This window comes from Virgibacillus senegalensis, from assembly GCF_000821245.2.
In the GTDB taxonomy this organism is placed as follows: domain Bacteria; phylum Bacillota; class Bacilli; order Bacillales; family Amphibacillaceae; genus Sediminibacillus; species Sediminibacillus senegalensis.
The window spans coordinates 1,049,540-1,076,115 of sequence record NZ_LN611425.1; the positions used below are offsets into that span (position 1 = coordinate 1,049,540).

The window sequence follows — 26,576 nt, forward strand, 5'->3', positions numbered from 1 at the left end:
CTCTCAAATTGCTTTTCTGGGTGTAACTGCTTCCTCTTTCTTTACATTTCGATTTTTTATGGTCTGTCCGTCTTTTGCATATTGATTAAGCAATCCATCAAGTTCCTGGCTGATTTTCAATGTAATGAGACTAGACAGCCCATTTTTATTTGCCGCCTGTATCATTTGGCCGCGTTTTTCCGCAATTCTTTCTTGTAAATGATAAAAATCTCTTCCGGCTATTTTCCCTTTCAACATCCCCAAAACCTTTCTCTTTTTCTTTTTTTCAAACCTTCATGATTATGTCAAAGGAAATTAAAGAAGTAAAGCGAATCGCAAAATTAGACAAAATTTTATAACAATTTATGATGAATTAAAAAGAAAGACAGAGATTTCGACACCGGAAGAAAACCTATTCAACAATTTCGCAAGCAATTGCTCTCTTTCCGGCTATTTAACATAAATAGCTCTCCATGCTACTACATGGAAAACCTCCCGCCTTTTAGCGGGAGGTTTCTTCGCGCCATTTTCGGTTAACTGTTATCAAAAATGCAGTACCCGATATTTACTACGAGAATTGCTACTGAAATTACTGCTAAAGCGGCATTAACCATCTTCCTACACCTCCACTTATATTGTAGCCTTTGATTCATTTTACAGCAACCAACTCAATGGATTTTTGTTTTACGATTCCCTTATATTCTCCTGGCTATTTTATTCGTGTGATTAACAAAAAATGGGTACGGATGTTAGGGGGATTGTGGTAAACTATTCTTTGAGACTCTCGACATAAAACTAGTTTCCCAGAAAAGAAAGCGGGTGTATTAATGCTCTATTGCCCATATTGCGGAAGCAAGACGAACGATGACGAACTGTTTTGTATTCAATGTGGAAAAAAGTTACCGGAGGATCGTTATGATCGGATTGCTGAACCAGGACCCGATCGGCGAATTTGGTATTTACCTGCCATCTCCCTCCTATTTAGTTTCCTTGCTATAGGATTTTGTTACCTATTCCTGCAGCATCAAACTGAACAGGCAAAGGAAGCTTTCCGATCAGGTGAAGAACAAGCTTTGGATGGAAATTATGATGAAGCACTCATCCATTTCGAAAAGGCACTTGAAGAAAAAAATAACTTTCCTGCCGCCCACGAAAATAAATCATTTATGGAGGTTGCACTCCGTTCAAGGTTAGATTTAAAACAAGCTTCAGACTATGCAGCTGAAAAGGATTTCCAAAAATCACTGGAAAAAATCGATGAAGCAGAAAACAACCTGAAAGTATATAATGGGGAAGCAGTCGATGTCATTATTAATGAAGTGGTGGAAAAAAGAAGTGAAGTCCAATTGGAACAGCTACAACAGTCCATGGAGAACGATCCATCGATTGAAAAGTTGAAAACGTTACTTTGGCAAGCGAAAGCGATTAGCAGTGAAGAAGCGGAATCCATTACCGAAACAATAGAAGAGCAAATCATTTCCTATATTTTTTCTACAGCAAACGAGCAATTGTCACAGAAGCAATTTACCGACGCACGAGACATCGTGGAAGAAGGACTGAACTTCGTCCCGAATTCAGATAAACTCCAAAGCTTACAGACGACAATTGAGAAAGAAAAAACTGCTTTTGAAACGGAACAGCAACATAGAATCGAGCAAGCTGCTACAGCCGCTGAAAAAGAGCAAAATCTAAATAAAAATGACGCAGTGGAAATGATCGATGTATCGATATCGAGGGATGAACAAGGAAATGCAGTTGTCAGCGGAAAATTGAAGAGTGTGGCTACTGTTCCGGTTTACTCCATATCTGTCGATTACAAAATACTCGATAAATCGGATAGCGAATTGCTTTCAAATGAAGTATATATCTATCCGGATACCCTTTATCCAGGTGAAGAAGGAAAATTTGAATTTACCCACTTTGATACGAAAGCAGCTGATACTTCGGATATCGAAATTGAAAAAATAAAATGGTTCTTGGATTAACCGATATACAAAAGACGGAGTGAGATAATGAAACACAAACAACTTTTTCTGCCGGTTCTGTTAACTTTTCTTCTTCTAATCGCGGGTGCAGCAGCAGTTTTTCTAATATACCGAAATTGGGATCATCAAGCCATAGAAGTAAAAAATACGCTCGCTCACCAAGTAGAAGAAAGACAAGACACAGTGAACTTGAAATCGATTATTCACCAATCACAGAAAAATGTAGTGCAAGTGGAAGCCGTGGATAAATGGAATGAAACCATTGGATCGGGATTTTTGTATAATGATAAAGGCGATATTATCACCAATGCCCATGTAGTGAAAAATGCCGAAACAATTTATGTAAAAACGGCAAACGCTCAAACGTATACTGCTGCCTTAGCTGGAATTGGAGAAGAATTGGACATTGCTGTTATCCGTGTTCCTCAGCTTGCCAATCAGTCTCCTGCAGTCCTTGATACCCAATTCGAAGCGGAGCTTGGCCATGAAATCCTAGCTGTCGGAAGTCCGCTGGGGTTTCAAAATTCTGTCACCCTTGGGATTATATCCGGTATGAATCGATCATTTGAAATTGAGGATTTCGATTATGAGGACGCCTACCAAATCTCTGCCCAGATCAATCACGGAAATAGCGGTGGCCCACTCATAGATCGTTCTTCTGGAAAAGTCATTGCGGTCAATTCAGCTGGGATGGATAATGGCAGTATGGGATTCAGCATTCCGATACAGCAAGTAATCGATCAAGCTGAACAATGGTCGGAGGAAGCAGACGAAAAAGACCTGGACTATGAAAGCGCAGTGGATAATGCTCAAGAGGTAGATCCGGATAAATTAGAAGAAGATGCCAAATACATGGTTAATTATTTTTTCGAAAGTATTTCCATTCGTGATTTCATCAATGCTTATACGTTACTTGGCAGTGACTGGCAAACCAGTACAAGCTATCAGCAATTTAGGGAAGATTATATTTATATCGTCGATACCAAAACATCAGACATGCATATACATTTCGATGAAGGAAGCAATCTTGCAAAAGTAACGATGGAAGTCGAACATGATGAACGAAGAAGTCCTGAAAAAGTTTTCACCAGGGTATATAAATACCGTTTTGAAGTTGGCTATGAAAATGACCAGATCCGTCTCCTAAAAGGAAATAGAGAATTGATCAGTGAAAAAGAAAAGCAACAGGATTAAAGAAAGAAGTAATAGAAATGGAATGCCAGCAGCCCAGATCGCTTGATGATTTGGGCTTTTTTTATTCAAACAGAAAAAAATGAAACCCGGCTCCTTCTCCGCGTTTTCTACCTCTGTTTACAATCCGAGTTTTTGGCATTTGTTTTACTATATGTAACAAACCGTTCCAAAAATAGAAGTTGCATGTAACTGCCCAAATCCTATAATCCCTTTTTCACTGGGCAGACGTCCATACACACTGGCCACTTCTCCCATATAGTAAATTGTAAACATTCAGGAGGTGAGTATGTATGTCTTATGGTTATCCTTCTAGAGGAGGCTACTGCGGTGGCTACTATGGCGGCGGTTACGGTTACGGTAACTCCTTTGCTTTGATCGTGGTTCTATTCATTTTACTCATCATTGTTGGTGCTGCTTTCTACTACTAAACGTACCTTGATTCGACCACCACACCAAAACAACCCCCGATTTTGGGAGGCCACTGAAAAATTCCTTTTAATCTAAAGTGGCTGTCAATGCTCGTTGTTGATTCCGCGAATCGCTTGTCGGTGGATGCTTGCCGCGGGCACGACCTCAGCTAACTTGGTCAAGAAGATCACTTGACCAAGTGAATCTTCGGCTCGCGCTGTTCCCGCAGGCGTCACCACCGCTCGCTTATCGTGGAATTACCAAGGGCCAATCTAAAAAGAGTTGATTTTCTTTGATTTAAAAAAGAAAATCACTCTTTTTTCTTGTACAAATGAAAAGGAATATATAAAAGGGAGAGATTCGATGCTAGACCCGTCAATTATCCATGAGTTTAACAACGTCTTAAAGACAAAAATCTTTTAGATCTCCTGATTGGAAAAACGGTGGAAGTCGCTCTTGAGAAAGGCGTGATTCAATCGAAGTCCCTTATTCTTGATGCTACGCACACCAAAGCTCAATACAATCAAACATCTCCTCAAGAGGTATTGCGCGCCCGTTCCAAGAACGTCCGAAAAATGAATTATTCCGTCGATGAATCGATGAAGGAAAAGTTTCCAGAGAAGCCAACTGAAGACACGCTTGAAGCTGAGTTAGACTATTCAGAACGCCTTGTCGAAGTACATTGAAAAAGAACCAAAGCTCGTCTCTATCCCCCAAATCAAAGAACCGGCGAACTTTCTTCAAAGAGACGATTGCCGATGACCAACTAGAACTACAAGAATCCCTGCTCCTGATGCCCGTTTAGGGCATAAATCAGCTGACTCTGCTTTCTTTGGATATAAGACACACATAGGCATGACGCAGGAACGTATCATTACGGCGGCCACAATGACTACCGGAGACCTGCGTTGGTAAAGAAAAGCCAAGTCTCGATTTTGGAGGGGTTGTTTTTTTATTACACTATTGCGCCTGTAGAAACAAATCGCTCGCTTCCTCAAGTGGAAGTGGTTTGTAAAAATAATATCCCTGGATCTCATCACAGTTTTCCTTTTCTAGAAAAACAAGCTGATCTTCGGTTTCCACCCCTTCGGCAATTACTTTCATTTCCATGGAATGCGACATTCGGATAATCGATTTTACAATTGCTTGATTGTGTTGTATCTCTTGTTGTAAAAACAGCTTATCAATTTTCAACTTACTAATAGGAAAGATACTTAAATACTTTAAAGAGGAATACCCAGTTCCGAAATCGTCAATAGATACTTGGATTCCGAGCTCCCGGAGCATGATTAGATTATCCAACGCTTTATTATTTTGCGATATTGCTGTACTTTCCGTAATTTCCAATTCCAGATACCCGGCAGAAAGTCCGGTCTCCAGTAAAATTTCTTTTACTTTATCCGCCAAGCCTGGTTGCTGTAACTGCCTTGCAGATAAATTGACGCCTATTAGCCCGCGATAATTTCCTTGGCTGTGCCATTCTTTATTCTGTCTGCAAGCTTCCCGCAAAACCCATTCACCCAATTCTATGATCATCCCGTTTTCTTCAGCCACCGGGATAAAAAGGTCAGGAGGTATATATCCTCTATCAGGATGCTTCCACCTCAACAATGCCTCACATCCTACAATATTTCCTGATTTGATATCTTTTTGCGGTTGATAATGAAGTTCAAACTGATTTTCTTTTAGGGCTTTTCTCAAAGAAAACTCCAAACTGTAGCTATTTTTCCATTCAGCGGAAATGCTGGGATTGAAAAAGTAATAATTGCTGCCGGGTCTGTCTTTAATTAGTAGGGAAGCCATTTCTGCTCCTTCTATCAATGCATTGGCGGACTGTTTATCTTCGGAATACGGACAAATACCTAAACTAACCGTCAAGTAGATTTCCGTTCCGTTAAACAAGAACGGATCGGAGAACGCTTCCATAATCTCTTGAGCTGTTTGTTCTGCCTTTTCGGTATTTGTTAAGTCTTCAACCAGAAATAACAATCCTTCCCCACCTTCTGCCACGCCGTAAACCCCACTGATGATTACTTGCACCCTTTCCGCACATTTCCGAAGTAAATCAGTTCTAGTATAGTCATATGTATGGCTGATCTTTCTCAACGAATCCACGCCAAGATATAGGACAGCTGGAGAACTGCCGACAGCCTCACACTCTCCCAATTCCTTGGAAACCAGCTGCAAAAAATAATAGGCTGGTACTGGTACTTGAGGTTTCTTCCCATCTTTTTCACCGATGGAATGGAACATCCCTTCTTCAACATCTTCCAAAAAAATGGCTTCCGAATGGACGTCTGATCTCCCGCTGCGCAATGGTAATTCCTTTATTTCTGGTTTGTTTGACATGCCGTTGCCTCCTCAAGTCCATGCTTCTATTTGATTGCTTTCTATCTCCTTAAGGAGTATGTTGCCTTTACATTCCTTGCAGGAAGAGGTTAAAAATTAAATTGTTGAAATATTAGGAAAAATAATCAAAGAATTAATCCGGACTAATTTATCAAACAGTCCGGCCTTCCAGTAACAACAGACGCTACTGTCACATTCTGTCTTTAAACTGTTCCAGCAGTTCGTCCCCCTGGTACCCTTCTTCTATTAATACCTTTAGTGTACGCTCTATCTCTCCCTTTTTACGATCGACCAATGTACCTAAAAACAGAACATTGATATGTTCACCAATCTTATTGATATCAATAACGGAAGCCATGAAAGTTGCCGGCTGATTACTTTCTTTGGTGATTTTCCCCTGAATCATTACTTCATTTTCTTCTTTCAGTGTCTGAAAATAAACTTCATATGACTTGTCTAAATAGGCTTCCAGCAGCCAATGGTTTTGGTCATCTTCTCGATTGATAATCAATCCGTCAAGCAAAGGAATATTCCGCGGGCGAATTTCCTCCTGCTGATCCTCCAAAACGTCAAGAGAAATAAGCTTAAAAGTTTTCATGATTTCCTCCTATCATAACCGAAACCTATTTTCTTTGAAGATTGATCTGGTTTAGAAGGTCTTTTTCTCACAATCTTCTTTTACATCATTGTACCAAAACCCGCTAAGTTTCTAAACAAACAGAATCGTTTTTACCCTGCCGGCTAACTCATCCGATTTTAATGGACGCTTCAAGTTTTATCCAAGCATCCCTGGGGTATCTAGATAACAGAAGGAAAAACTTAGTGATTGGCCGGATTGTTTACTTATCATTTCTGATCAGATAGACCGATTAAACAACAAAAAACAGAGAGGTGGTTACCTTGAAAGAAATTACATCCTATCAAGTAGATTTAACTTGCCAGTTGACTACACAAGAAATGATGAAACTGCATCGATATGTAGCTAAAAGTAAATATGATGTTTACTTATACCAAAACGGACAGGTAGCGGATGCTGGAAATTTCCCTAAGCTATTATCCTTTTTCCTGGTAGCTTCAATAATGAAACCACTCGTGGTCATCGTTGATGGCGAAAAACCGGAAGAAGGTTATCAACATATCAAACAACTGTTGATCAAAAATGTGAAGCAAGCGAAAATCCGAAATCGACACAAAGTGGAAAATGACATCTCCTTTGTCATTTAACTAGCTGATTGCTTCTTATTAAGAAGTTTATCATAAAAAATCATCCTTTTCTCCATCTTTATTCGACAAAATCTGGATCAACCGGGTTTTGTCTTTTTATTTGTCTTTTTCTTATCTTCCTCGCTCTTATTCAGATCGTTCGAGTTCCTGTCATCTGTCTAAGCTCCATGATTGCGTCCTTCGATTAAAATTATCACCATTACCTATGCAATCTTTTCTGAAAAGGGTTTCTGAAAAGGACTAAAAAGAAACCAGGCAGGATCACCTTTGCAGAATCCAGCCTGGTTTTCTTTCACTTGCTTTTTTGTTCAGCTTCCTTTATTTCTTCTTCAAGCTTATTAATAATTTCGCCGGCATTTCCTCCTACCTGGTCAACATATTGTTCTCTGACCGGCATGCTCGCATCGCGAAATGCTTCCCTTTGTTCATCTGTCAATTCAGTAATTTCGATATTACTATTTTCCTTTACTTCGTCTAATGCTTTCTGGTTGGTTTCTTCCTGAATGGAAAAAGCCTTATCCTTCATCTCTTCTATTGTTTCGTCGATCATCTTTCTGACGTCCTCTGGCAACCCTTCATACAAATCCGGATTCACTGCCGTGGTAGTTGTATATAATGAATGCTTGGACAGGGTTAAATATTTTTGTACTTCGTAAAATTTCATCTGCTCTATCGCAAACATTGGATTGGTCTGACCTTCAATCATATTCAGCTGAAGCCCGCTGTAAACCTGTTCATAAGGAACAGGAGTAGGGTTTGCTCCATACTGCTCATAAGAAGAAACGATCAAAGGAGATGGCATAGTCCGGAACTTCATACCCGTGAAATCTTCCGGTTGTTCTATCCTGGTTTGCGTTGTCCATTGATTGAACCCCTCTGTCCAATAGGACAATACTTTTATTTTCTTTTCGGCGAATTTATCTGCCAATGGTCCATATAATGCCTCGCTATTATTCATGATTTCCTTGTTCACTTCCATATCGTCTGAGAAAAGAAAATGCAATAATAATAACTGGGATTCAGGGACCATCGTACCGATATTACCTGGCGAAATAATCGCAAAGTCAATGGCTCCGATTTGTAACAATTCAGCCTGTGTTGTAGCATTTCCAAGTTGTCCAACCGGATAAATTTCGATTTTGATGTTTCCGTTGGATTTTTCCTCGATTATTTTTTTGAATTCTTCAACATACGTATTTTGGACTGAGTCCGGCGATTCTTCATGGGCAAATCGGAAAACATATTCAGGAGCGCCCTCTCCTCTAGTTGTTTCCGTTCCACCAGATCCACAGGCACTCAGTAAGCATAAAATAACAAAGGACATTATGATCGTTATTCTTTTCATTACGTCACCTTCTCTCTATTCCGAATAAAAGTATTGATAAGAAGTGATAATCTCCGGAAATAAGATAAATAAAGCGGAAGCAGCCATTAGTATCAAAATATATGGCCAAATCCCTTTAATGATTTCTTTATAGGGTCGTTGAAATACAGCAATAGCCGTAAAGATATCCACTCCGAACGGCGGAGTAGCCGAACCGATGGCCGCCTGCAGCGTCACGATAATACCAAGCGCCACCGGATCGACACCTGCATCCATTGCCACCGGGTAGAAAATTGGCGTCAAAATCAATATGACTACCAATGGATCGACAAACATACAGCCGACAAAGAAGAAAATAGCTACGATCAGCAGCACATATGTCGCCGAAGGGTCATTTCCTAAAACAGCCGAGGTGATTTCTTGCGGCAGTTTTGCATAAGCAAGTATCCAGCTTAAGCCTGTTCCAGCAGCTACCAAAATAAACACCGCAGCAGTAACGATCGCTGTAGACTCAGCTATTTTTGGCAAATCACTGAGCTTTACGTCCCGATAAATTACAACTTCCAGGATAAATGCGTATAATACCGATACAGCAGCTGCTTCCGTAGGACTAAAGATTCCTAAGTATATCCCTCCTATAATGACGATAGGAAAGCCCAAAGGCAATATTGCCTTTTTAAAAGCTCTGCCGCGTTGCTTCCAAGTAGCCTTCTGTTCCTGGCCCAAATTTTTTGCCGTCGCCAAAAAGTAACAATAAAGTGCAAAGAACAGAAATATGATCAGTCCTGGTACAATTCCGGCAATAAAGAGCTCACCGACCGAAGTACCTGTGACAACTCCATAAACAATCATTGCGATACTCGGCGGAATCATAAGAGCCAAATCGCTGGCGTTAATAATTAGAGGAATCGCCTGCTTATCTTTATAACCAATTTCCTTCAGCCTTTCTCTCGTCGGTGTACCGACAGCAACGACCGTTGCCTGTGTTGAACCAGAAATCGAGCCAAACAAGGCACAGGCAGCAGCAGTTGTGATTGCATAACCCCCCCGGATGTGGCCAATAAAGCTGCCCACAAGATCCAATAGCCTTGTTGATGTCTTACCAGAAGACATAATGTCAGCGGCAAAAATAAACATAGGAACCGCCAAGAGTACAAACGTCTGGATGCCTATTGAGAATTGTTGGATCAGCACCATCGGATTTAACTCAGGAAAAAAAATAAGGGCAACTGCCAGGGGTGCCACAATAAGCGGAACCATAATCGGGTAACCTAGAAATAACAGAATAAACATAATTCCCAAAAGTATCCATATCATATCGTTTCATCCGCCTCCTCTCTGTTCCAGTTTGGGTCCTCCGTCCCGTCAATCATTTCATCTTTGTACTTGTAATTAAGCCAGAACTCCCTTAAGTACTGAAGACCACTGAATAAAAACCCTATAGGTATAAACAATGTGATTAAATATACTGGAAATCGAAGGGCCGCGGTCACTCTCCCTAGCTGATATAGCGTTATGGTATAATCTAGGGAGATATAGCATAAGTAAAAAAGCAATAAAGAGGTTGTCGCTGTAATAATCAGCACAAGAACTTTGCGAGTTTTAAACGGTAAAAATTCTACAATTGCTGTCATTTTCAAATGTCTGCCCCTTCTGGCACAATAACTCAACCCGATGAAGGTCACAATGATGATGAAAAATTGTCCAACCTCTTCGGCAAAGGTCAAGCTGTTGCCAAATGTTCGGGCAATGACATTGGCCAGTAATATGATGGTCATCCCGAATATGGCCATAATGATGATCCATCTTTCTATGCCTGCCTGAATTCTATCTATTTTTCTAAATACATTCATCCTGATCATCCTTTCATACTTTAAGCCCGTACTATTAATTACCTGCTAGGAAAAGAGAATAAACTTCCGATTTACCAACTAAGCAGGAAATTTGTCTTGCTTACTCGCTCACTTGCCTTGTTACTCTATTTATTTTGCTTGCCACGAGGAGGCTTACAACGTTTCTCAAAGGAATTCAAAAAGGAATGAACTATTTAAAGAAAAGAAAAAAGACCAGCTAAATCCAGCTGGTCGAATTTTCACTATTCAGTTGTAATCGAACAGGCTTTCGCCGCTCCAATTCTATTTCCATTTCATAAATGTTCATATCCGTCCCCCACTTCTTATCATGTAGATTCATTATAAGAAGCGGAAGACTGTTTCGAAACGTTACATGGATGGATTGTTTCTCAGTCTCTTGGCCGAACGATGCTCAGACTGTAACCTCTATAGATCAGTACCTATTGTTTTAAAGTGTTTTTCTTTCTCTGCTATCAAGTAATAAACATTCGTGTTTAAATTGCCATTTGATACAGAAAAACCTGCATTCTCGAGTTTTTCCTGTAATGCTTCTTTGGGAAGCCGGACATCCAAAGGCGGTCCTTCCTCGTTGCCGGATTTTTCCCATTCCATGATAAGTAGTCTCCCCTCTTCGCTGATGACCCGATGGATTTCCTTCAAGGCATTTTCCAGCTGATCAACTTCATAGAAGACAAATGCCGCAACTCCCCGTTGAAAAGAGTTGTCAGGGAAATTCAGATAGTCGATACCACTGGGCATCCTGTCAATATTCTCTAATCCTTGTTCAGCGGCGCGATCAGCAAGCTCTTCTAGCATCTCCTGTTGGATATCAACCGCTACAACCCGATCTTCCGTCTTTTTTGCTATTGGGATTGTTAAATAACCATTTCCCGCGCCCAAATCAATCACTTTTTCATTCCCATGTAAATCCAACAGATCGACAACTTGATTGATAGGCACTACCTCCTCACGTTCAGGATTAAGTAATTGTTCTGCTTTTTGATAAGAAAATAGTTCTCCTGCCATGTGTAATCCCCTTTCCGTTATAAGTATACTGGTATGTAGCCTATTATTTTCTCCTTCAAACACTCCTTCTTTCCCATTCACATTTGGAATTTTTTTCATATCAGCCGATTAGGAACGATAAATATAGGGAATTGTAAAACACATGATACAAGGAGGAAACGAATATGGCATGGATCTTTTTTATAATTATGTTTGCCTTTCTAGCGGGTGTTATCGTCTATTTCAAAACGAATGGGAGAAAAAGAAAGAATGATACTGACATGACTCCGGAAGAACTGGAAGCATTCAATGAGGATTACATCAAGCGTGGAGCCGAACATGAAACAGATCAGGCAGAAAAACTTTAACAACCAACAGCGAGGCGTGCCTTGCATGCACGCCTCGTACTTGCTATAGACCTTGTTGTCTATTGACTCTTTCTTCAATATAAAAACACAAGTCACCGATTGTTCGGAATCGCTGGAATTCCTGTCCGCGGATGGCTTCCTGCTGTTCAGCGATATCCCAATAGCTCATTATCTCTTCGAAGGCATCACGGAATTTTGCCCTGTCTCCGGCAAACAAACTCAATAGGTCTGCTTCCGTGGTCAGGAAGTCGCTAGCATCGATTCGTTCCTTGTCAGCGTATTTATACACATACTTAACGACGATCAGATAGATTTCATAAACGATCCCTTTCGATTCGGCGATCTGTTTCATCCTCTTCTTTGTCTTTTTCTGATCGAAATCAATTAGATTTCCCATTGTCAGCACCTTTCCTGCCACTTAAGATGTTTTCTCCATTATATTAAAAATCATCTTAAAATACTCTTACCACTTATTTTAAAATAGAAACTTATTTTTATCAGCGAAGATCCTAGCAGCCTTGCCCTCAACTCCACATGCTAATGGAGATTTTGCCCCATCCAACAGCCTTTTCCCCTAATCTTTTTAACAAAACTTATGTATAATGAAAACAAAGCATTCAATAAATGGCCGGAGGTTGACAAAATGCGTGCAGGAATACGATTACTAACCTGGTTGATTTTAATGATTATAATGATGATGGTTTCGGCGTGTTCCGATGAAGAAGGCCAACCGGTACTCGTCAAGTCAGAAGAGCAAGCGGATGCATCTGAAAAAAAACCGGTATTGGTTGAAAAAGAAGCCGAAGAGCAGGATGAGGATTCTGAGCAGGAGGAAATGTTTCTTGAGTTTACCTTGCCTAGTGAACAGGTCGTCATTGATTTGAATCAAGTAAAGATATTGAAGCATTATTTATCTGCTGCAGAAGATAGGGAGACGGAAATAGACGGCATGTCGATAACCAGAGTAGACATCCCGGATAAAGATACGATTTATCTTTTAGAATTTTCCTGCAGAGAGGATAACTGCTCTTACCTTTTACTGAACCAACAGGAAGAGGGTGGCTCCTTTCTTGCTGCAGACTTAGCGATGTTTAAATCTGCCTCTATTTCACCTGAAAACGACCTGCTGTTACTTCTATTCCAAAGAAAACAGCCCAGTATCCACGAAGACATTACCAGAGATAAAATGGTAATAGTAGATTTGACAGACATGAGACGGCAAAAAACGTTAATGGACAATGGCGAACCCTTTAAAAATGAATACAATTGGCCGATTCTGTCCGCTTCCTGGAAAAACAATCAAAGCTTGTCCGTGACTCTTCCCGACAGTGAGGAAACAGATGAATCACTGGAAACCTGGTATGAGTCCGAGCAACCGACAAAAACGCTAGAATTAACAATCCAATAATCGAGCATTCTGAATATTGGATTGTTACCGGAAGATCATTTCTTTTTCCGCTTTAATATTTTTTCGTTCTCCGTCTATGAAAAATTCACAATCCATGAACAAAGTGTGTTTGCCCTTTTTTAAGGGATTGTATATTTTGGCTTCCTGGGGATGATAGACATCTCCGGGATTGAGTTCCTTGGTAACGGGACTGCCGGTAAAATTTTTCGTGTCATGGTTGACATGGAGTGAAATTAATGGAGTACGATGAGATAATACGACCGGTTCATTTCCTGTATATTCGAGCGACCTCAAAACCTGAAACCCCTCGTCCGTTTTTTCGACTTGTACGTGCATGATAAAATCCTCTGATTCCTTGCTTACCTGCACAGGCTCCGCCAGCTTTGCACTGGAGGTCTCTACAAACCAATAAACGGCCACTGCCCCGAAAACAACCAATGCCGCACAAATCACCAGTATTTTTTTACCCATATTTTTCCCCCTCTTGTTTCCAAAACATACATCTGTGTCATACCATTCTCCTATATTATAGACGATGCCTATATGGAAAAAGTTTCATATTACCGACATTTTTTTTACGATTGAATGACAGAGATTGTGGGAATTGTTTTATCAGCGCCCGTTATTACTGGAGGTGAAATTTTTGGAAAAAATAAAACTGAAACAAACGAATATAGAAACGAGCAAACTTGGTTTAGGCACGTGGGCGATCGGAGGCTTTCAATGGGGAGGCAGCGATGAACAGGAAGCGGTTAAAACCATTCATGCCGCCTTTGACAAGGGAATTAGGTTAATTGATACGGCTCCGTCATATGGATTTGGGAAAGCAGAAGAATTAATCGGAAAGGCGCTGCAATCCGCCGGTTTGAATCGGTCTGAAATAACGATATCTACTAAAACGGGACTGAATTGGAATGAGAAAGGTGAACTGTTTCGGGATTCCACCAAATCCTTTATTCACAAGGACGTTGAACGATCACTCCGGAACCTTAAAACCGATTATATCGACGTGTACCATGTCCAATGGCCGGATACTTTGACCCCATTTCACCATACAGCGGAAGCTTTGAATTATTTGTATAAAGAGGGCAAAATCAGAGCAATCGGTCTAAGTAATTTCACCACGGAACAAATGGATATTTTTCGGGAAGCTGCACCAATACATGCAATTCAAGTCCCGCATAATCTTTTTGAGCGAAGTAGTGAAGATGAACTCCTCCCATATGCGGAGAATAATGAGATAACTACATTTTTTTACAGTTCATTGACGAGAGGGTTGTTATCTGGACAGATTACCGAAAACACCCACTTTCCAGAAGGAGATGTCCGCCGTGCAACGGATCCAAAATTTCAACAACCTCGTTTTGAGCAATACATGAAGACTGTCAATGAATTAAACGACCTGGCTCAGGACAGATTTCAAAAAAACGTGCTTGAGTTGGCCTTACGCTGGAACCTTCAGCAGCCAGGCGAGAATATTTCTTTATGGGGTGCACGTCATCCGGATCAGCTGTCTCCTATGGACGGACTTTGGGATTTTTCCATTGACGACGATACGATAAAGGATATAGATGAAATTCTCATGCGCTCCATTCACTCTCCAATTGGTACAGAGTTTATGGCTCCTCCTAATAAGCAGGAATTATATGGATAAACACCTTCTTCCCTTCAACTTGTAGAGAAACCCCGGTTTTTCTACAAGTTTTTTCTTTTGGTCATTTTCCCGGATTCACCTCGTCCTTATCCATTACCCCTATCAGAAGCACCCGCTATTCATGAAAACCATAGATTTTTATACTCCTCTCCTGCTTTTTTACAGGTAATTTATTGAAAGTATATTTATCCATGATAAGTTCATGCTAAGACGGCAGGAATTTACACTGCTTTTTGTTTTTCATTCTGACTACTACAGGTGATGCAAATGAAAGGAATATTGATAACAATCACAATGCCCGTTTTACTATTGACTCTCTTTTCCTTGGCAGGCTGTGGAAACAATAATGACGGACGCAGTGCCGGCAATGATTCAAATTACGATTTAACACAAGTGAGCAATAAAGCGGACGTCAGCCAGGAAATAGCTAACCAGGCGAAACGGACTTTGTTGAAAAATAAAGAAGTGATCGGTGCTCGTGGAGTCAATACTTCCGATCAGTTGCTTATAGCGATAGAAGTCCGGCAAATGGATCGCCTTCGCCTTAAAAAACTGGAAAAGAAATTCACTACGGCACTACAAAAAAAGTTTAAAGATAAAAAGGTGACAGTATCTACTGATAAAAAAATTTACTTAGAGCTGGATGAATTAGAAGGTCAATTGCAAACAGAGGATGTATCAAAGAAAAAATTACAAAAACAAACCGACAGGATAAAGAAACTGATTTCAGATCAGGCTTAAAGAACGAGGGATAAAGATGACTTCCAAAAACAAACAAACAAATCAACAATATCAACAATTCGCTAAACAACGGGAAACAAAACGTCCGGTATTCATGAATTGTGTCCGAGCCTTTCTCATCGGTGGTCTAATATGTGCATTCGGCCAATTAATATCCAATTTTTATATTCATTTTTTCCATTTCACCGAGCAAAATGTCGGAAACCCGACAGTGGCCACGTTGATTTTTCTCACGATGTTATTGACAGGTTTTGGTGTTTATGACAAAATCGCACAATTCTCAGGTGCAGGGTCGGCTGTTCCAGTTACTGGATTCGGCAATGCGGTCATCTCGGCAGCAATTGAACACCGGACAGAAGGATTCGTGCTCGGGGTCGGTGGTAATATGTTCAAACTCGCCGGGTCTGTTATTCTCTTTGGCGTGTTCTCTGCTTTTGTGATTGCGTTAATTAAAACATTACTTATCCAATGGGGTGTATTATAATGCTAACTGGCCAACGAACTTGGACATTCGCCAATAAGCCGGTTATTATTTCTACGGGAACAGTTGGCGGACCTTTTGAGGCAGAAGGAAACATAGCAGAAGACTTTGATCTGCTTCATCCCGATTTATATATGGAACAGGATACTTTTGAAAAAGCACATAAAGTACTACTTGAAAAAGCCGGACAAAAAGCGATCGAAAAAGCAGGAGTGACCAATGACCAAGTCCAGTTTTTTCTAGCCGGTGATTTAATCAATCAAATCACGCCTACAAGTTTCTCCGCAAAAACGTTGGGAACGCCCTATTTAGGGTTATTCGGCGCCTGTTCCACCTCAATGGCCGGACTTGCACTAAGCGCCTTCTTAATCAATGCAGGAGGGGCAAATTATGTGTTGACCGGAGCATCCAGTCATAATGCAGCTGTCGAAAAGCAATTCCGCTATCCAACCGAATATGGCGGTCAAAAGCCACCGACAGCCCAATGGACTGTTACAGGTGCAGGTACTGCTCTGCTAAGTAAGGATGGACAAGGTCCCGTGGTTACTTCCGCTACAATCGGAAAAGTAATTGATATGGGCATGAATGACCCGTTCAATATGGGTGGAGCCATGGCACCAGCTGCAGTGGACACAATAGAAGCCCATCTTAACGATCTAAACGTCGATGCCTCTTATTACGACTTAATCATTACGGGAGACTTGGGCAAAATCGGGCGTCAAATTTCCCTTGATTTATTCAAAGAAAACGGAACGAATGTACCGGAAAAAAACTATGTTGATTGTGGTTTGACCATTTACCGGGATGAGCAAAACGTCCATTCAGGAGCAAGTGGCGCAGGTTGTTCCGCAGTGGTCACGTACGGTCACTTTCTCAATCGTATGAAACGCGGTGAACTGAATCGTATATTGGTTGTCGCCACCGGAGCCTTGTTGTCACCGCTCACCACGCAGCAAAAAGAGTCTATTCCATGTATCGCCCATGCGGTGGCAATTGAATACGGAGGTGAAGTATCATGATGATGTATTTTTGGGCATTCGTTGTCGGGGGTATTATATGTGTCATAGGACAATTGATGTTTGACGTACTCAAACTGACTCCCGGCCATACACTTAGTATTTTGGTTGTAATCGGAGCTTTACTGGATGGGTTCGGTTTATATGAACCGCTCATCGACTTTGCAGGTGCCGGGGCCACCGTCCCTATTACCAGTTTCGGAAACTCACTGGTACATGGAGCCATGCAGGAAGCTGAACAGCATGGTGTGATCGGCGTAGTGACTGGTATGTTCGAAATGACTAGTTCCGGTATAACCGCAGCGATCATTTTCGGTATGATTGGCGCGATTTTGTTTAAGCCAAAAGGATGAGCCAATCTAGGGATGCCAAAAAATAAAGGTCCGGTTCTCCACTTTGAAGAATCGGACCTGTTTTTTGGAAGGAATTTACTGATTAATCTGTCGAAGCAATACGAAGTGCCACCTTGCCAAACTGTTTTCCTTCTTGCAAATAATCAAATGCTGCCTGTGCCTCTTTCAAAGCGAAAGTGTTTCCTACAACCGGATGGATGTTATGCTCCTCAATAAAGCGAAGCATGTCCCGCAATTCTTCCCTGCTGCCCATTGTAGAACCGAACAGCTGGTATTGCCCATAGAAAAACTTCCGGATATTGATGTTGATTTCATCCTCTGTTGTGGCACCAAAGCTGACAATCCTGCCGCCTTTTTTCAATACATCCAATGATCTATTAAAGGTAGCTCGGCCGACACTATCAATAACAAGATCAATATTTTCGTCTGATAAAGCTTCTCGCCAATCGACGTTCGTGTCTATTGCCCTGTCAGCGCCAAGTTCCAACGCTTTTTCTCGCTTCTTACCGCTTCTGGACGAGACAAGAACCCGAGCACCTTTTACTTTGGCAAATTGAATCAAAAAGGTAGCAACCCCACTTCCTGCCCCTGGAATAAACAAGGTTTGCCCAGGCTGGAGATTTCCCTTGGTAAACAGCGCCCGGAAACCGGTCAGAGAGGCTAAAGCGAGAACTCCAGCTTCCTCCCAGGTTAAAAAGGCAGGTTTCTTTTCCACATGTTCTGCTGATAACACAATATATTCGGCGAATGTACCGTTATCCGGCATGCCTAAAATTTCAAACCCTTCAGGCGGTGCTTCACTGTTATCATACCAGCCTAATCCCGGATTGAGAATTACCTCATCTCCAATCTTAAAACTGGACACGCCTTCTCCGATTTCCTCAATTGTCCCTGCTCCATCCGAACCCAACACTAATGGTTCAGGCTGGCTTCCTCTTCGTTTCGGAATGTTTAAGTCACGGTGATTCAAACCTGCAGTCTGAAGTTTGACCTTGACCATGCCCTGATCGACTCTCGGTTCCTTTACATCCGTATAGACAATTGCGTCACCCTGATGGACAAAAGCTTTCATCAAACCATCCTCCCTATGGAATATGTACTGTCCTACTAGCATTTATCGTATCATAACTCTCACCAGGGAACGAAACAATTCGTTCACCAATGAACAGAGGGACAGTCCCCTGACTTTCAGGGACTGTCCCTCTACTTCATCCGATTAGAAAATAAATAGCGCGAGCAGGGTAGAAATACATAGGCCCGCCATAACAGGGATGAAGTTTTTGCGGACCAGTTCCATGACCGGTATTCCGCAAAATCCGGCTATCGCTACTAAGGAGGACCAGGCAATAATGGTGCCTCCCCCGGTCCATATCGAGCCCATTTGACCGATAGCAGCCAGTACGGATGGATCAATCGTGCCGTTAGCCAAAGCCCCGGATAATGCTCCGGTTAAAGGCAGGCCGGAAAATCCAGAACCATCAAGACCAGTGATAATCCCGATAAGCAAAATACTGAATCCTGCCAGAATGGTACTTTCCGGAAGATAGGTTTGGAAAGACTGGACTAAATCAAAAAGCAGGGCAGGTGTTCGGTCTTCCTCTATAGACAGAATAGAGCCGGCAAAATCAGCACTGCCCAAGAAGAAAAATCCAGCAATCGGTATAACAGGTCCCATAGCTTTAAACGCAAAAACAAATCCATTGGTGATGTGCTCACTAATATAATCCAACGCACGGTGTTTGCCAAATGCCACGGTCGATAAGAGCAGCAATACGACTGCTACACCCCCGATAAAAGCTGCTCCGTCTCCCCCTTCAAATCCTCCCATTCTTCCGGATGTTAGCTTGGTGGATACCATGTAAATCATGACAGCCAGCATCGACAGTGGAACAATCACAGCAAAAAACTTTCCCCAAAGCGGGACTTTCGGTTTATCTTTTTCCTGTTGATCTCCCTCTTCTATTCCCCGCATCATCGTAAGCTCTGTTTCGTTTCTCGGGTCATTTTGCGATCGGATATGCCGTCGGTTGATCAGATAAGCAAGGAAAATGGCAATTCCTCCGGTTATCAAGGATAAAATAAATCCTTTATCCAATACGTCGGCCGTTTCCACTCCGGCGGATGCCGCAGATAAACCAGGGGCCACTTGGATAACATAATCAGAGGATAAAGCCATCCCTTGCCCGGAAAGAGCAACAGCAACGGCCGCTGCAGCCGCAGGTAGTCCTGTCCGGATGGCAGCTGGAACAAGCAGCGCGCATATAAGCGGGACAGCAGGTGTTGGCCAGAAAAACAATGAAATCACATAGGTTACCACTACTAAAACAAAAAAAGCAAGATGACCATTAATCATTACTTTTTGAATAGGCTGAATCATTCTTCTGTCGGCATCCAGGTCCTTCAAAGAATGAAGTAACGCCACCATAAAAGTAATTATCAAGAAAATATTAAAGAGTTCTTTAGCAGCTACAAGGTTCGCATTAAAAACAGCGGTAAAACCACCGATAACATTACCTTTGAAGACCCATGCAACCAGAAAAGTGCCCAGGAGGGTCGGCAATACCACCCCTTTTCGAAACATCATGGTGATGATAATCAGTAAAGTAAAGAAACCATACATCCAATGGGAAACAGTCAATTCCATAGCAAGGATCCTCCTTCAATTGTGCTGCTATGTGTATGTGCTATAGCCTATGCGACAGGGACCCAGCGAGTGCCGGCTTCTGGACTGACCGTTCTACCACAGTGCACCGAATTGACGCCTTTCCAGTTTGGATAGGCAACTAAAAACCGTCCTGCTATGCAGACAGAACGGTTTTGAATAGTTATTGCTTATTCAAAAATTGCAATACTTCTTTATCAATTTTTCCGGGTTCCAGTTCTCTTTCTTCAAAATTTTCCGTATGAAGGTATGCCGTCAGCCCCTTCTGGAGTTCTTCCATGGATACTTCTCCGTTAGGAAGGTACCCCTTTCTGACCAAACCTGCGATCACTTTCTGTTTAGTTGCTCCTTCAATAGAAAGTACGTTTTCCGGCTTGGTTTCCCCAAAATATAGCTGTTGGAGCTCATACAGACGAACAAGTTCTTTGATCGGTTCAGGATGATCATCTACCCTCAAGTCGACCATTCTGTCATTGAAGCCGCCGTAACCTCCCTTATCTTTCACTATATAGAGGGCTGCTGACTGCTTCCCCCTGCTATCTCCGCCAGCTTTTTGTGCTGCTTGCAACGATGCCAGCAACCGTTTTGCCAACGTTCCGTCTGTTTCTTGGAAGGCATTCCCCATTTGTGTCACAGTCGCTTCATTTACGAGTATATTTCCTTGTGCTGCAAAATTTTCGCCCCGAATGCCCCCAGCCCAGTCAAAACATCGCGCACCTGTGTATGTAGCACTGTTTCCCTTGGCATCGACTATGCCTACTTGGCGTTCCTCATGCTCAGGATCCTCTTTTATCAATTGTTCAATCGCTTCTTCAGGTGTCAGGCCATTTTCCAGTAGCTCTAGTCCCCGCGGTCCGTAACCAGGATTAGCAAGCGCCTGTGTTGCAACGGCTCCCACTCCCGCTTTAGCCCACGGAACCACAGATCCAACTGCAATAAATTTCGATTGAACGGCTATGCCGTGCTCCCCTGTAACCGGGTCTGCACCTACAATCGAAAAAGTAGCTACAATATTTTTATTTTTCATGAATATCCCCCCTTAGTGTTATCGTCCATTTATTTTAGAACATATTTGGAGCTGACAGCAATTTATTTGACTGAAAATTCGATTTTTTCTATCTCATAAAGTTCCGCATTGTTTGAATTTAGGTGTTGAGGGTATAGGACCAATGTAATCGAAATGAATAAGGAGGATTTAACATGCCATTTATTCGAAAATATACAAATGACGAGAAATTACAGCAAGACGTAAACAAGCTAAGTCAAAAAGGCGTTGATAAAGACAATGTCTATGTACTAGCCCATGATAGCGATCGAACCAAGCGGGTTGCCGATAACGCTGATGCAAACACCATTGGATTGAATGAAATGAACCTGAAAAATGCTGTCGGGAATTTGTTCAACAAGAAAGGTGATGAACTTCGGACAAAATTGAAAGAAGTAGGTTTATCTGATGTTGAAGCTAATAATTACGAAGAGGAAATGGATGAAGGAAAAGTATTGTTAATTGTTACCGGTACAGACAACGTAGAACAAATCTTGAGCGATACCCCTTATTAATAGTAAGCCGGACTGACGAATCGTCAGCCGGCTTCTTTATTTTATTGTGGAACAAAGCATATATCGGGAGGACGTAGAAGACATTAGCCGGCAAGCTTTGATGTTCCCGTTAAGTAATAAGCAAATCCATATTGACTAAAGGGCCGACTTCTTACTGTTCCCCGTATTCCATTCTTTCGGCACAGTCTGGACAAATCAGTTTCCCCTCATACTGAATCCCGTCAAAAAAACCATCTCTGCAATAAACCGTTTTTTCACATTCCGAACATTTTCCGATAATCTCCTTCATTGTGGATCCTCCCTATTGCATAGTAAGTAGATAACTTTCACTCGTCATCGTCTAACTAACACCAACCGTGGCTGCTTATAGAGTAAAAACCCAATTATAATGGAACTTAAAATAAATGCAGGCAACATGAAAGAGCCGTTATAAATGACGGAATATAGCCAAACGGGTTGTCCTTCCGGTGCATATTCCGCAAAGAAAACTACGCCTGCCGCCACATGCCCAAAAAATCGTAACAGACAGCCTAAAAGCACACCGAGCGAAACGTAGACAAAAAATGATCGATACTTGTTGACCTTCAATGTGGATTGGACCTTATTGGAAACAACTCCGGCAGCCCCTAGTACTGTAAAAGCCAACCCGTATTCGATAAGCCCCTGCAATGGAGTCAGAATATACGCTGTACCGATCACTACTTGAAAAATACCGAATAACAGACCGCTCAACAGTCCCCCCTTCAAGCCCCATCGAAATGCGACAAGAAAGACAGGAATCATGGCAAAAGAAACAGAACCACCCTGCGGCCAGATTTTAAATGATAAAAAAGGAACGATATCAAGAACAAGTGCCAAAGCAGACATAATCGCTACTTCGACCAAAAACAATGTTTGCTTGGAATTCATAACGGAACACTCCTATCCCACTTTTTTTAAACTCAAGAAGCAATACGAAAAGGAGCTTCCTGATAGACATTTCGATTGCATAATCGTATATGCAATCAAAACAACTATAATAGGTTTCCAGGATCGGGCCGTTTCGATTCACGCTCAACTGGGAGGCTTTGGTTAATCAGGAATGATGGTTACAGGGACTGTCGATTTCTGTAAGACTTTATAAGTGACGCTCCCAAGGGTCTTTTTCCGGTTACGTGGAGCAAGATAAATTCCCTTTATCGCTTCTGCTTTTGCTTCTAAACAAATTTCCTCGGCAGGGATTCCCTGCCTGGTTTTACAAACCACTGCAACCCTTCCGTTTATCCGTTTTTTTGCCTCTTTTAGTATTTGGCTGGAGGTTTCTTTTTTATAGGTTTCCAACGTCTTTTTCCCTACTTTTGACTGAGCGTATTGCGTATGAATTTTCGGCTGGACATTCAACAATTGAATAGTATAACCAGTTATAATGGCGGATTGCACAGCATGGTCAATTGCAACTAAATTCCTTTCGCTGCCATCCACGGGCACTAAGTAAATATTCTGCATAGGCATTCACCTCTATTGCAGTCTATTCAATTAAGGACGGAAAGACACCGCCCGCAGAAAAAAAATTCTAAACAGCATGGATGGGCTTCTTATTTTTCTTTCTCTTTTGTCAACGGATATACCCCAATGCTTTGAAAGACAAGAGATAAGAGTATCGCAGCGAAAGTTAACGATACAAGAATATTATCATTGTCTACACCAGCTGCCAATCCCAACAACAGTGCTACCGACATTGTCCCTTTTATCCCCGACCAGGTGATCAGTCCCACATCACTGGTTTTAAAATTTTTCCTCCAGGCAGGTACCACACTCGTGATTCCAGTCAACACAAGGAAACGGACAACCAGGGATAAAATAAAGATGATAAACGCAAGTATCCACCCGGGAAATGCCAGGTAATCTGCCGCATCTATCCCGATCAATAAGAAAATAAGCGCTAATACCGAAGGCTCAACAATGTTCCAGAAACCGTCCAATGAATCATGGAAATAGTCTTCTTTGTCTGTTTTTTCAAACTCCCAAGACAGCATGATCCCCGCTGTAACAGTAGCCAGAACACCGGAAACGCCAATTTTTTCTGCGATATGAAAACTTCCATAGGCTACAATGATACTTAGCATCACCTGATATTGTTTATGGTGCGTATAATATACAGCTCGTCCGAGGAGCCAGCCAAAAATGATACCAAGAATGATGCCGCCTAAAGATACTAATGCAAACTCACTTAAGAAGTGGAGAATAGAAAAAGATTCTCCGCTTTTGTACATGGTTAAGAGAATAGAATAAACAACGATGCTAGTACCATCGTTAACCATTGACTCTCCTTCCACAATATCGGCTATTTTTTCATTTCCTGTCGATTGTTTTAAAATGGATACAACGGATACAGGATCTGTCGGTGTCAAAATAGCTGCAACCAACAGTGCCCCTATCAAGGATATTTGAAGAAAGGGGCCACTGACAAAATAGATAGCGATTCCTAAAAGACCCGCAGTCACTATTAATCCCAAAGTTGTAAGGGTTGCGATGATCCATTTATGTTTTTTTAAGGAATTCAGGGAAAACTGGTACGCAGAGGTAAATAATAGTGCCGGCAAAAATACATTAAAAATAATTTCTTTGGTAATGTTCAGTGTATCGAAATACGTAATAAACGAAAGAGCAATACCTAACAGTACCAACACCATCGGAACTGGAAAATATTTCTTCTTTTTATCGATGGCAAATACGATATAACCTATAAATAATAGCAAGACGATCTGATGAGCAATCATAGCTTTGGCTCCCTTCTGCGATTCACTTCTACATCTTTCTTTTAGCCTTATAAGTTAAAGTTTAAACTGACAGAGAATCCTTCCAAAATGCAATGGAAGGATTTTTTCCTGGTAAGAGTTCTGAGAAAAAAGTTTCGTAGTCCCATATGATCTTACATTGAACGAACTTACTTCACGAGAGGAAACGCCACCACATTCAGTATAGAGCCAAAATTCTCCATAATTGAAAACGGAACAACCGCTTGTGGTTGCTCCGCCCAAATACCATTCATAATTAAGTTCCAGCTCGTTACGCTTCGGTCAATTTTAAAAACTCCTCGACATCATCTATGCATAGTTGGATCGCTTTCTCCCAAAACTCCATCCGGTCAAGCTGGACACCCAAATGCTTTTTAGCTAGATCTTCTACATTCATACGTCCCGTATCCCTTAACAGAGCGATATACTTTTCTTCAAAGCTTTCAGCTGATTCTAACGCATCCGCATAGATACCAAGACTGAACAAATAACCGAATGTATATGGAAAATTGTAAAAAGGTACATCGGTAATATGAAAATGCAGTTTAGAAGACCAGAAAGTCGGATCATATCCATGGAGGGCATTACAGTATGCATCTTTTTGCGCCTGTTTCATCAAACCATTCAGTCGTTCGGCAGATACCAGGCCACGTTTACGTTCCTCGTAAAATTTTGTTTCAAAGAGAAACCTGGCATGAATATTCATAAAAAAAGCTACGCTTCTCTGAATTTTATCATCCAACAGGGAGATTTTTTCTTGTTTGCTGTCAGCATTCTTTACTGCGGCATCCGCCACAATCATTTCCGCAAATGTAGACGCTGTTTCCGCTACATTCATTGCATAATCCTGATTCAGTATTTCAATATCATTCATGACATGCTGGTGGTACCCGTGTCCCAATTCATGTGCCAATGTAGCCACGTTGGAGGCAGTACCCGAGTAGGTCATGAAGATGCGCGTTTCCTGACTGTCAGGAAAGCTCGTACAAAAGCCTCCCGGGCGTTTGCCCGAACGATTCTCGGCCTCAATCCAGCGATTATCAAAGGCCATTTGGGCAAATTCGGCCATTCCCGTACTAAACCGATTGAATTGCTCAATGATAATCCTTGCAGCCTCATCATAATCGACAGTCTTCGAGTTTTCCCCAACGGGTGCTTCAAGGTCGAACCAGCTCAACTGTTCCAATCCGAGTAACTCGGCTTTTCTTTTTAAATAGGAAACGAAAGGCGTTTTATGACTGGAAATTGCCTCCCACATTGCATGAAGTGTTTGTTCTTTCATCCGGTTATACTGAACCGGTTCTTTCAAAACATTTTCCCACTTCCGATGTTTGTAAGTCTGTAAACGGAAGCCAGCTAAATGATTGATGGTTTCACTAAATAAATCTGCTTGTTCAAGCCATGCTTTTTCCAACCTGTCAAATACTTTTTTCCGTATATCACGATCAGGGTTGCTCAACAAATTGGCAGCCTGTCCAATGGATAGACGTTGTTTTTGACCGTCTTCTTCCCAATCTATTCCCATTTTCGCCACGATGGCATCATACATTTCCCCCCAGGCATGATAACCGTCTACTGCCAAATCGTTTAACAGAATTTCCTGTTCGACCGGTAGCTTATCCATTGCTTTTCGGCGTCTTTCATTGAGAATGAAGGAAAAAGGAGTGAGGGTAGGCTGTTCCAACAAACCATTCCAGACATCGGAATCAATCTGCACAAATTTCCGATCCAAGATAGTCAAGATCGCCGAATATGCGGCACTGAGCTCACTTCTTTTTCCTACTAACAGTTTTGCCTTGTGGTCATGGACATCCTCAGCCGTCAAGCAGCTGACATAAGCGGAAACTTCCCCGATTTGCTTCGACACTTTTTCTAGCAAACTGATAATGCTTTCCAAAAAACCGACATCATCCGGCTTCTCCGGAAGCGGAAACCCATTCACTTGCTGGGTAAGGTGATCTAAATCCGTTTCCAATACTTTTATGTAATCTTGCAGCTCGGTCGATTCACTTCCACCGGAAAAAATAGATTCTAAATCCCAGCGTGGATTATATCTGCTGTCCATCCAACACCTCTCCTTTTTACTACAGTTTAAATAGGCGGAAGGGTAAAAGCGATCTTCTATCCTTTCCAATTGATTCTGAAAATTCCCTATTTTGGTATTTCATTATACCGCTTTTCCCGCCATATTAAAATGGATTCAGCAGCAATCGGAGAAAGAAAAAACGGCGGGGG

The 26,576-nt window shown here is 41.7% G+C and carries 28 protein-coding genes and 2 pseudogenes; 13 read left to right on the top strand and 17 right to left on the bottom strand.

Annotated features, from left to right (window positions below; all coding sequences use genetic code 11):
- Positions 1–3 precede the first annotated feature (3 nt).
- Positions 4–237 carry an aspartyl-phosphate phosphatase Spo0E family protein gene (locus BN1067_RS16080; protein ID WP_110943622.1) on the bottom strand — a complete coding sequence of 78 codons (234 nt, stop codon included), beginning with the start codon at positions 235–237 and terminating at the stop codon, positions 4–6.
- A gap of 569 nt (positions 238–806) precedes the next feature.
- On the opposite strand from BN1067_RS16080, the gene BN1067_RS16085 reads away from it, so the two are divergent.
- The 4 genes and pseudogenes from BN1067_RS16085 to BN1067_RS20645 form a co-directional block, all read left to right on the top strand.
- Complete coding sequence (locus tag BN1067_RS16085) at positions 807–1,964, top strand: zinc ribbon domain-containing protein (RefSeq protein WP_053219841.1); 1,158 nt, start codon at positions 807–809, stop codon at positions 1,962–1,964.
- A gap of 27 nt (positions 1,965–1,991) precedes the next feature.
- The gene (locus BN1067_RS16090; RefSeq protein ID WP_053219842.1) at positions 1,992–3,158 is read left to right on the top strand and encodes a S1C family serine protease; all 1,167 of its coding nucleotides are present in this window, start codon (positions 1,992–1,994) and stop codon (positions 3,156–3,158) included.
- Positions 3,159–3,508: 350 nt separating this feature from the next.
- Positions 3,509–3,586, top strand: a pseudogene (locus BN1067_RS20260) (YjcZ family sporulation protein); the annotation flags it as partial.
- A 378-nt stretch (positions 3,587–3,964) separates the two neighbouring features.
- Positions 3,965–4,469, top strand: a pseudogene (locus BN1067_RS20645) (IS5/IS1182 family transposase); the annotation flags it as partial.
- 57 nt (positions 4,470–4,526) lie between these two features.
- On the opposite strand, the gene BN1067_RS16105 reads toward BN1067_RS20645, so the two are convergent.
- Both BN1067_RS16105 and BN1067_RS16110 read right to left on the bottom strand, forming a co-directional pair.
- On the bottom strand, positions 4,527–5,915 hold the full coding sequence (locus BN1067_RS16105) for a putative bifunctional diguanylate cyclase/phosphodiesterase (RefSeq protein WP_053219844.1): 1,389 nt from the start codon (positions 5,913–5,915) through the stop codon (positions 4,527–4,529).
- 190 nt (positions 5,916–6,105) lie between these two features.
- A complete protein-coding gene (locus BN1067_RS16110) occupies positions 6,106–6,513 on the bottom strand; it encodes a YwpF-like family protein (protein ID WP_053219845.1) in 408 nt (135 codons plus the stop codon).
- A 302-nt stretch (positions 6,514–6,815) separates the two neighbouring features.
- On the opposite strand from BN1067_RS16110, the gene BN1067_RS16115 reads away from it, so the two are divergent.
- A complete protein-coding gene (locus tag BN1067_RS16115) occupies positions 6,816–7,139 on the top strand; it encodes a hypothetical protein (protein WP_053219846.1) in 324 nt (107 codons plus the stop codon).
- 292 nt (positions 7,140–7,431) lie between these two features.
- Here the strand turns inward: BN1067_RS16115 and BN1067_RS16120 are convergent, their stop codons facing one another.
- The 4 genes from BN1067_RS16120 to BN1067_RS16135 form a co-directional block, all read right to left on the bottom strand.
- Complete coding sequence (locus tag BN1067_RS16120; protein WP_053219847.1) at positions 7,432–8,484, bottom strand: DctP family TRAP transporter solute-binding subunit; 1,053 nt, start codon at positions 8,482–8,484, stop codon at positions 7,432–7,434.
- 15 nt (positions 8,485–8,499) lie between these two features.
- On the bottom strand, positions 8,500–9,780 hold the full coding sequence (locus BN1067_RS16125) for a TRAP transporter large permease (RefSeq protein WP_053219848.1): 1,281 nt from the start codon (positions 9,778–9,780) through the stop codon (positions 8,500–8,502).
- Complete coding sequence (locus BN1067_RS16130; RefSeq protein ID WP_053219849.1) at positions 9,777–10,316, bottom strand: TRAP transporter small permease; 540 nt, start codon at positions 10,314–10,316, stop codon at positions 9,777–9,779. The genes BN1067_RS16125 and BN1067_RS16130 overlap by 4 nt, the downstream gene beginning before the upstream one ends.
- A gap of 426 nt (positions 10,317–10,742) precedes the next feature.
- Positions 10,743–11,342, bottom strand: a complete 600-nt coding sequence (locus BN1067_RS16135; protein WP_053219850.1) for a class I SAM-dependent methyltransferase — start codon at positions 11,340–11,342, stop codon at positions 10,743–10,745.
- A 164-nt stretch (positions 11,343–11,506) separates the two neighbouring features.
- Here BN1067_RS16135 and BN1067_RS16140 point away from each other — a divergent pair, with 164 nt between their 5' ends.
- Positions 11,507–11,689: a hypothetical protein gene (locus BN1067_RS16140; RefSeq protein WP_053219851.1), complete on the top strand. Its 183-nt coding sequence runs from the start codon at positions 11,507–11,509 to the stop codon at positions 11,687–11,689.
- A 43-nt stretch (positions 11,690–11,732) separates the two neighbouring features.
- Here the strand turns inward: BN1067_RS16140 and BN1067_RS16145 are convergent, their stop codons facing one another.
- Complete coding sequence (locus BN1067_RS16145) at positions 11,733–12,107, bottom strand: hypothetical protein (RefSeq protein ID WP_053219852.1); 375 nt, start codon at positions 12,105–12,107, stop codon at positions 11,733–11,735.
- Between the two features lie 225 nt (positions 12,108–12,332).
- Here BN1067_RS16145 and BN1067_RS16150 point away from each other — a divergent pair, with 225 nt between their 5' ends.
- Positions 12,333–13,097 (top strand): hypothetical protein, encoded by a 765-nt coding sequence (locus BN1067_RS16150; protein ID WP_053219853.1) that lies wholly within the window; start codon positions 12,333–12,335, stop codon positions 13,095–13,097.
- Positions 13,098–13,121: 24 nt separating this feature from the next.
- Here BN1067_RS16150 and BN1067_RS16155 read toward each other — a convergent pair whose 3' ends face one another.
- Positions 13,122–13,568, bottom strand: a complete 447-nt coding sequence (locus tag BN1067_RS16155; RefSeq protein ID WP_053219854.1) for a hypothetical protein — start codon at positions 13,566–13,568, stop codon at positions 13,122–13,124.
- Between the two features lie 172 nt (positions 13,569–13,740).
- On the opposite strand from BN1067_RS16155, the gene BN1067_RS16160 reads away from it, so the two are divergent.
- From BN1067_RS16160 to spoVAE, 5 genes are all read left to right on the top strand, one after another.
- A complete protein-coding gene (locus BN1067_RS16160; RefSeq protein ID WP_053219855.1) occupies positions 13,741–14,751 on the top strand; it encodes an aldo/keto reductase in 1,011 nt (336 codons plus the stop codon).
- Between the two features lie 267 nt (positions 14,752–15,018).
- The gene (locus tag BN1067_RS16165; protein ID WP_053219856.1) at positions 15,019–15,492 is read left to right on the top strand and encodes a YhcN/YlaJ family sporulation lipoprotein; all 474 of its coding nucleotides are present in this window, start codon (positions 15,019–15,021) and stop codon (positions 15,490–15,492) included.
- Between the two features lie 16 nt (positions 15,493–15,508).
- On the top strand, positions 15,509–15,976 hold the full coding sequence (spoVAC, locus tag BN1067_RS16170; protein WP_053219857.1) for a stage V sporulation protein AC: 468 nt from the start codon (positions 15,509–15,511) through the stop codon (positions 15,974–15,976).
- Positions 15,976–16,992 carry a stage V sporulation protein AD gene (gene spoVAD / locus BN1067_RS16175; protein ID WP_053219858.1) on the top strand — a complete coding sequence of 339 codons (1,017 nt, stop codon included), beginning with the start codon at positions 15,976–15,978 and terminating at the stop codon, positions 16,990–16,992. The genes spoVAC and spoVAD overlap by 1 nt, the downstream gene beginning before the upstream one ends.
- On the top strand, positions 16,992–17,342 hold the full coding sequence (gene spoVAE / locus BN1067_RS16180) for a stage V sporulation protein AE (protein WP_053219873.1): 351 nt from the start codon (positions 16,992–16,994) through the stop codon (positions 17,340–17,342). The genes spoVAD and spoVAE overlap by 1 nt, the downstream gene beginning before the upstream one ends.
- Before the next feature lie 82 nt (positions 17,343–17,424).
- Here spoVAE and BN1067_RS16185 read toward each other — a convergent pair whose 3' ends face one another.
- The 3 genes from BN1067_RS16185 to BN1067_RS16195 form a co-directional block, all read right to left on the bottom strand.
- Positions 17,425–18,414 (bottom strand): zinc-binding dehydrogenase, encoded by a 990-nt coding sequence (locus BN1067_RS16185; RefSeq protein ID WP_053219859.1) that lies wholly within the window; start codon positions 18,412–18,414, stop codon positions 17,425–17,427.
- Between the two features lie 144 nt (positions 18,415–18,558).
- Positions 18,559–19,986: a hypothetical protein gene (locus BN1067_RS16190; RefSeq protein WP_053219860.1), complete on the bottom strand. Its 1,428-nt coding sequence runs from the start codon at positions 19,984–19,986 to the stop codon at positions 18,559–18,561.
- Positions 19,987–20,167: 181 nt separating this feature from the next.
- Positions 20,168–21,031 carry a DUF1028 domain-containing protein gene (locus BN1067_RS16195; RefSeq protein ID WP_053219861.1) on the bottom strand — a complete coding sequence of 288 codons (864 nt, stop codon included), beginning with the start codon at positions 21,029–21,031 and terminating at the stop codon, positions 20,168–20,170.
- Positions 21,032–21,204: 173 nt separating this feature from the next.
- Between BN1067_RS16195 and BN1067_RS16200 the strand changes: the two genes are divergently transcribed.
- On the top strand, positions 21,205–21,564 hold the full coding sequence (locus BN1067_RS16200) for a general stress protein (protein WP_053219862.1): 360 nt from the start codon (positions 21,205–21,207) through the stop codon (positions 21,562–21,564).
- Between the two features lie 151 nt (positions 21,565–21,715).
- On the opposite strand, the gene BN1067_RS19925 is transcribed toward BN1067_RS16200, so the two are convergent.
- From BN1067_RS19925 to BN1067_RS16220, 5 genes are all read right to left on the bottom strand, one after another.
- Positions 21,716–21,853, bottom strand: a complete 138-nt coding sequence (locus BN1067_RS19925) for a hypothetical protein (protein WP_199868544.1) — start codon at positions 21,851–21,853, stop codon at positions 21,716–21,718.
- 44 nt (positions 21,854–21,897) lie between these two features.
- Positions 21,898–22,473 (bottom strand): energy-coupled thiamine transporter ThiT, encoded by a 576-nt coding sequence (thiT, locus tag BN1067_RS16205; RefSeq protein WP_053219863.1) that lies wholly within the window; start codon positions 22,471–22,473, stop codon positions 21,898–21,900.
- Between the two features lie 162 nt (positions 22,474–22,635).
- Positions 22,636–23,049: a universal stress protein gene (locus BN1067_RS16210; RefSeq protein WP_053219864.1), complete on the bottom strand. Its 414-nt coding sequence runs from the start codon at positions 23,047–23,049 to the stop codon at positions 22,636–22,638.
- An 89-nt stretch (positions 23,050–23,138) separates the two neighbouring features.
- Positions 23,139–24,323: a cation:proton antiporter gene (locus tag BN1067_RS16215; protein ID WP_053219865.1), complete on the bottom strand. Its 1,185-nt coding sequence runs from the start codon at positions 24,321–24,323 to the stop codon at positions 23,139–23,141.
- 289 nt (positions 24,324–24,612) lie between these two features.
- Complete coding sequence (locus tag BN1067_RS16220; protein ID WP_053219866.1) at positions 24,613–26,406, bottom strand: M3 family oligoendopeptidase; 1,794 nt, start codon at positions 26,404–26,406, stop codon at positions 24,613–24,615.
- Positions 26,407–26,576: the final 170 nt, after the last annotated feature.

What these genes read in the sequence shown, in the direction of transcription:
- BN1067_RS16195 (WP_053219861.1), bottom strand. Translation starts at nt 21,031, where the DNA reads ATGAAAAATAAAAATATTGTAGCTACTTTTTCGATTGTAGGTGCAGAC.
- thiT (WP_053219863.1), bottom strand. Translation starts at nt 22,473, where the DNA reads ATGAATTCCAAGCAAACATTGTTTTTGGTCGAAGTAGCGATTATGTCT.
- BN1067_RS16120 (WP_053219847.1), bottom strand. Translation starts at nt 8,484, where the DNA reads ATGAAAAGAATAACGATCATAATGTCCTTTGTTATTTTATGCTTACTG.
- BN1067_RS16140 (WP_053219851.1), top strand. Translation starts at nt 11,507, where the DNA reads ATGGCATGGATCTTTTTTATAATTATGTTTGCCTTTCTAGCGGGTGTT.
- BN1067_RS16200 (WP_053219862.1), top strand. Translation starts at nt 21,205, where the DNA reads ATGCCATTTATTCGAAAATATACAAATGACGAGAAATTACAGCAAGAC.
- spoVAC (WP_053219857.1), top strand. Translation starts at nt 15,509, where the DNA reads ATGACTTCCAAAAACAAACAAACAAATCAACAATATCAACAATTCGCT.
- BN1067_RS16085 (WP_053219841.1), top strand. Translation starts at nt 807, where the DNA reads ATGCTCTATTGCCCATATTGCGGAAGCAAGACGAACGATGACGAACTG.
- spoVAE (WP_053219873.1), top strand. Translation starts at nt 16,992, where the DNA reads ATGATGTATTTTTGGGCATTCGTTGTCGGGGGTATTATATGTGTCATA.
- BN1067_RS16210 (WP_053219864.1), bottom strand. Translation starts at nt 23,049, where the DNA reads ATGCAGAATATTTACTTAGTGCCCGTGGATGGCAGCGAAAGGAATTTA.
- BN1067_RS16105 (WP_053219844.1), bottom strand. Translation starts at nt 5,915, where the DNA reads ATGTCAAACAAACCAGAAATAAAGGAATTACCATTGCGCAGCGGGAGA.
- BN1067_RS16190 (WP_053219860.1), bottom strand. Translation starts at nt 19,986, where the DNA reads ATGGAATTGACTGTTTCCCATTGGATGTATGGTTTCTTTACTTTACTG.
- spoVAD (WP_053219858.1), top strand. Translation starts at nt 15,976, where the DNA reads ATGCTAACTGGCCAACGAACTTGGACATTCGCCAATAAGCCGGTTATT.
- BN1067_RS16135 (WP_053219850.1), bottom strand. Translation starts at nt 11,342, where the DNA reads ATGGCAGGAGAACTATTTTCTTATCAAAAAGCAGAACAATTACTTAAT.
- BN1067_RS16130 (WP_053219849.1), bottom strand. Translation starts at nt 10,316, where the DNA reads ATGAATGTATTTAGAAAAATAGATAGAATTCAGGCAGGCATAGAAAGA.
- BN1067_RS16150 (WP_053219853.1), top strand. Translation starts at nt 12,333, where the DNA reads ATGCGTGCAGGAATACGATTACTAACCTGGTTGATTTTAATGATTATA.
- BN1067_RS16215 (WP_053219865.1), bottom strand. Translation starts at nt 24,323, where the DNA reads ATGATTGCTCATCAGATCGTCTTGCTATTATTTATAGGTTATATCGTA.
- BN1067_RS16155 (WP_053219854.1), bottom strand. Translation starts at nt 13,568, where the DNA reads ATGGGTAAAAAAATACTGGTGATTTGTGCGGCATTGGTTGTTTTCGGG.
- BN1067_RS16125 (WP_053219848.1), bottom strand. Translation starts at nt 9,780, where the DNA reads ATGATATGGATACTTTTGGGAATTATGTTTATTCTGTTATTTCTAGGT.
- BN1067_RS16165 (WP_053219856.1), top strand. Translation starts at nt 15,019, where the DNA reads ATGAAAGGAATATTGATAACAATCACAATGCCCGTTTTACTATTGACT.
- BN1067_RS16220 (WP_053219866.1), bottom strand. Translation starts at nt 26,406, where the DNA reads ATGGACAGCAGATATAATCCACGCTGGGATTTAGAATCTATTTTTTCC.
- BN1067_RS16090 (WP_053219842.1), top strand. Translation starts at nt 1,992, where the DNA reads ATGAAACACAAACAACTTTTTCTGCCGGTTCTGTTAACTTTTCTTCTT.
- BN1067_RS16185 (WP_053219859.1), bottom strand. Translation starts at nt 18,414, where the DNA reads ATGAAAGCTTTTGTCCATCAGGGTGACGCAATTGTCTATACGGATGTA.
- BN1067_RS19925 (WP_199868544.1), bottom strand. Translation starts at nt 21,853, where the DNA reads ATGAAGGAGATTATCGGAAAATGTTCGGAATGTGAAAAAACGGTTTAT.
- BN1067_RS16080 (WP_110943622.1), bottom strand. Translation starts at nt 237, where the DNA reads ATGTTGAAAGGGAAAATAGCCGGAAGAGATTTTTATCATTTACAAGAA.
- BN1067_RS16110 (WP_053219845.1), bottom strand. Translation starts at nt 6,513, where the DNA reads ATGAAAACTTTTAAGCTTATTTCTCTTGACGTTTTGGAGGATCAGCAG.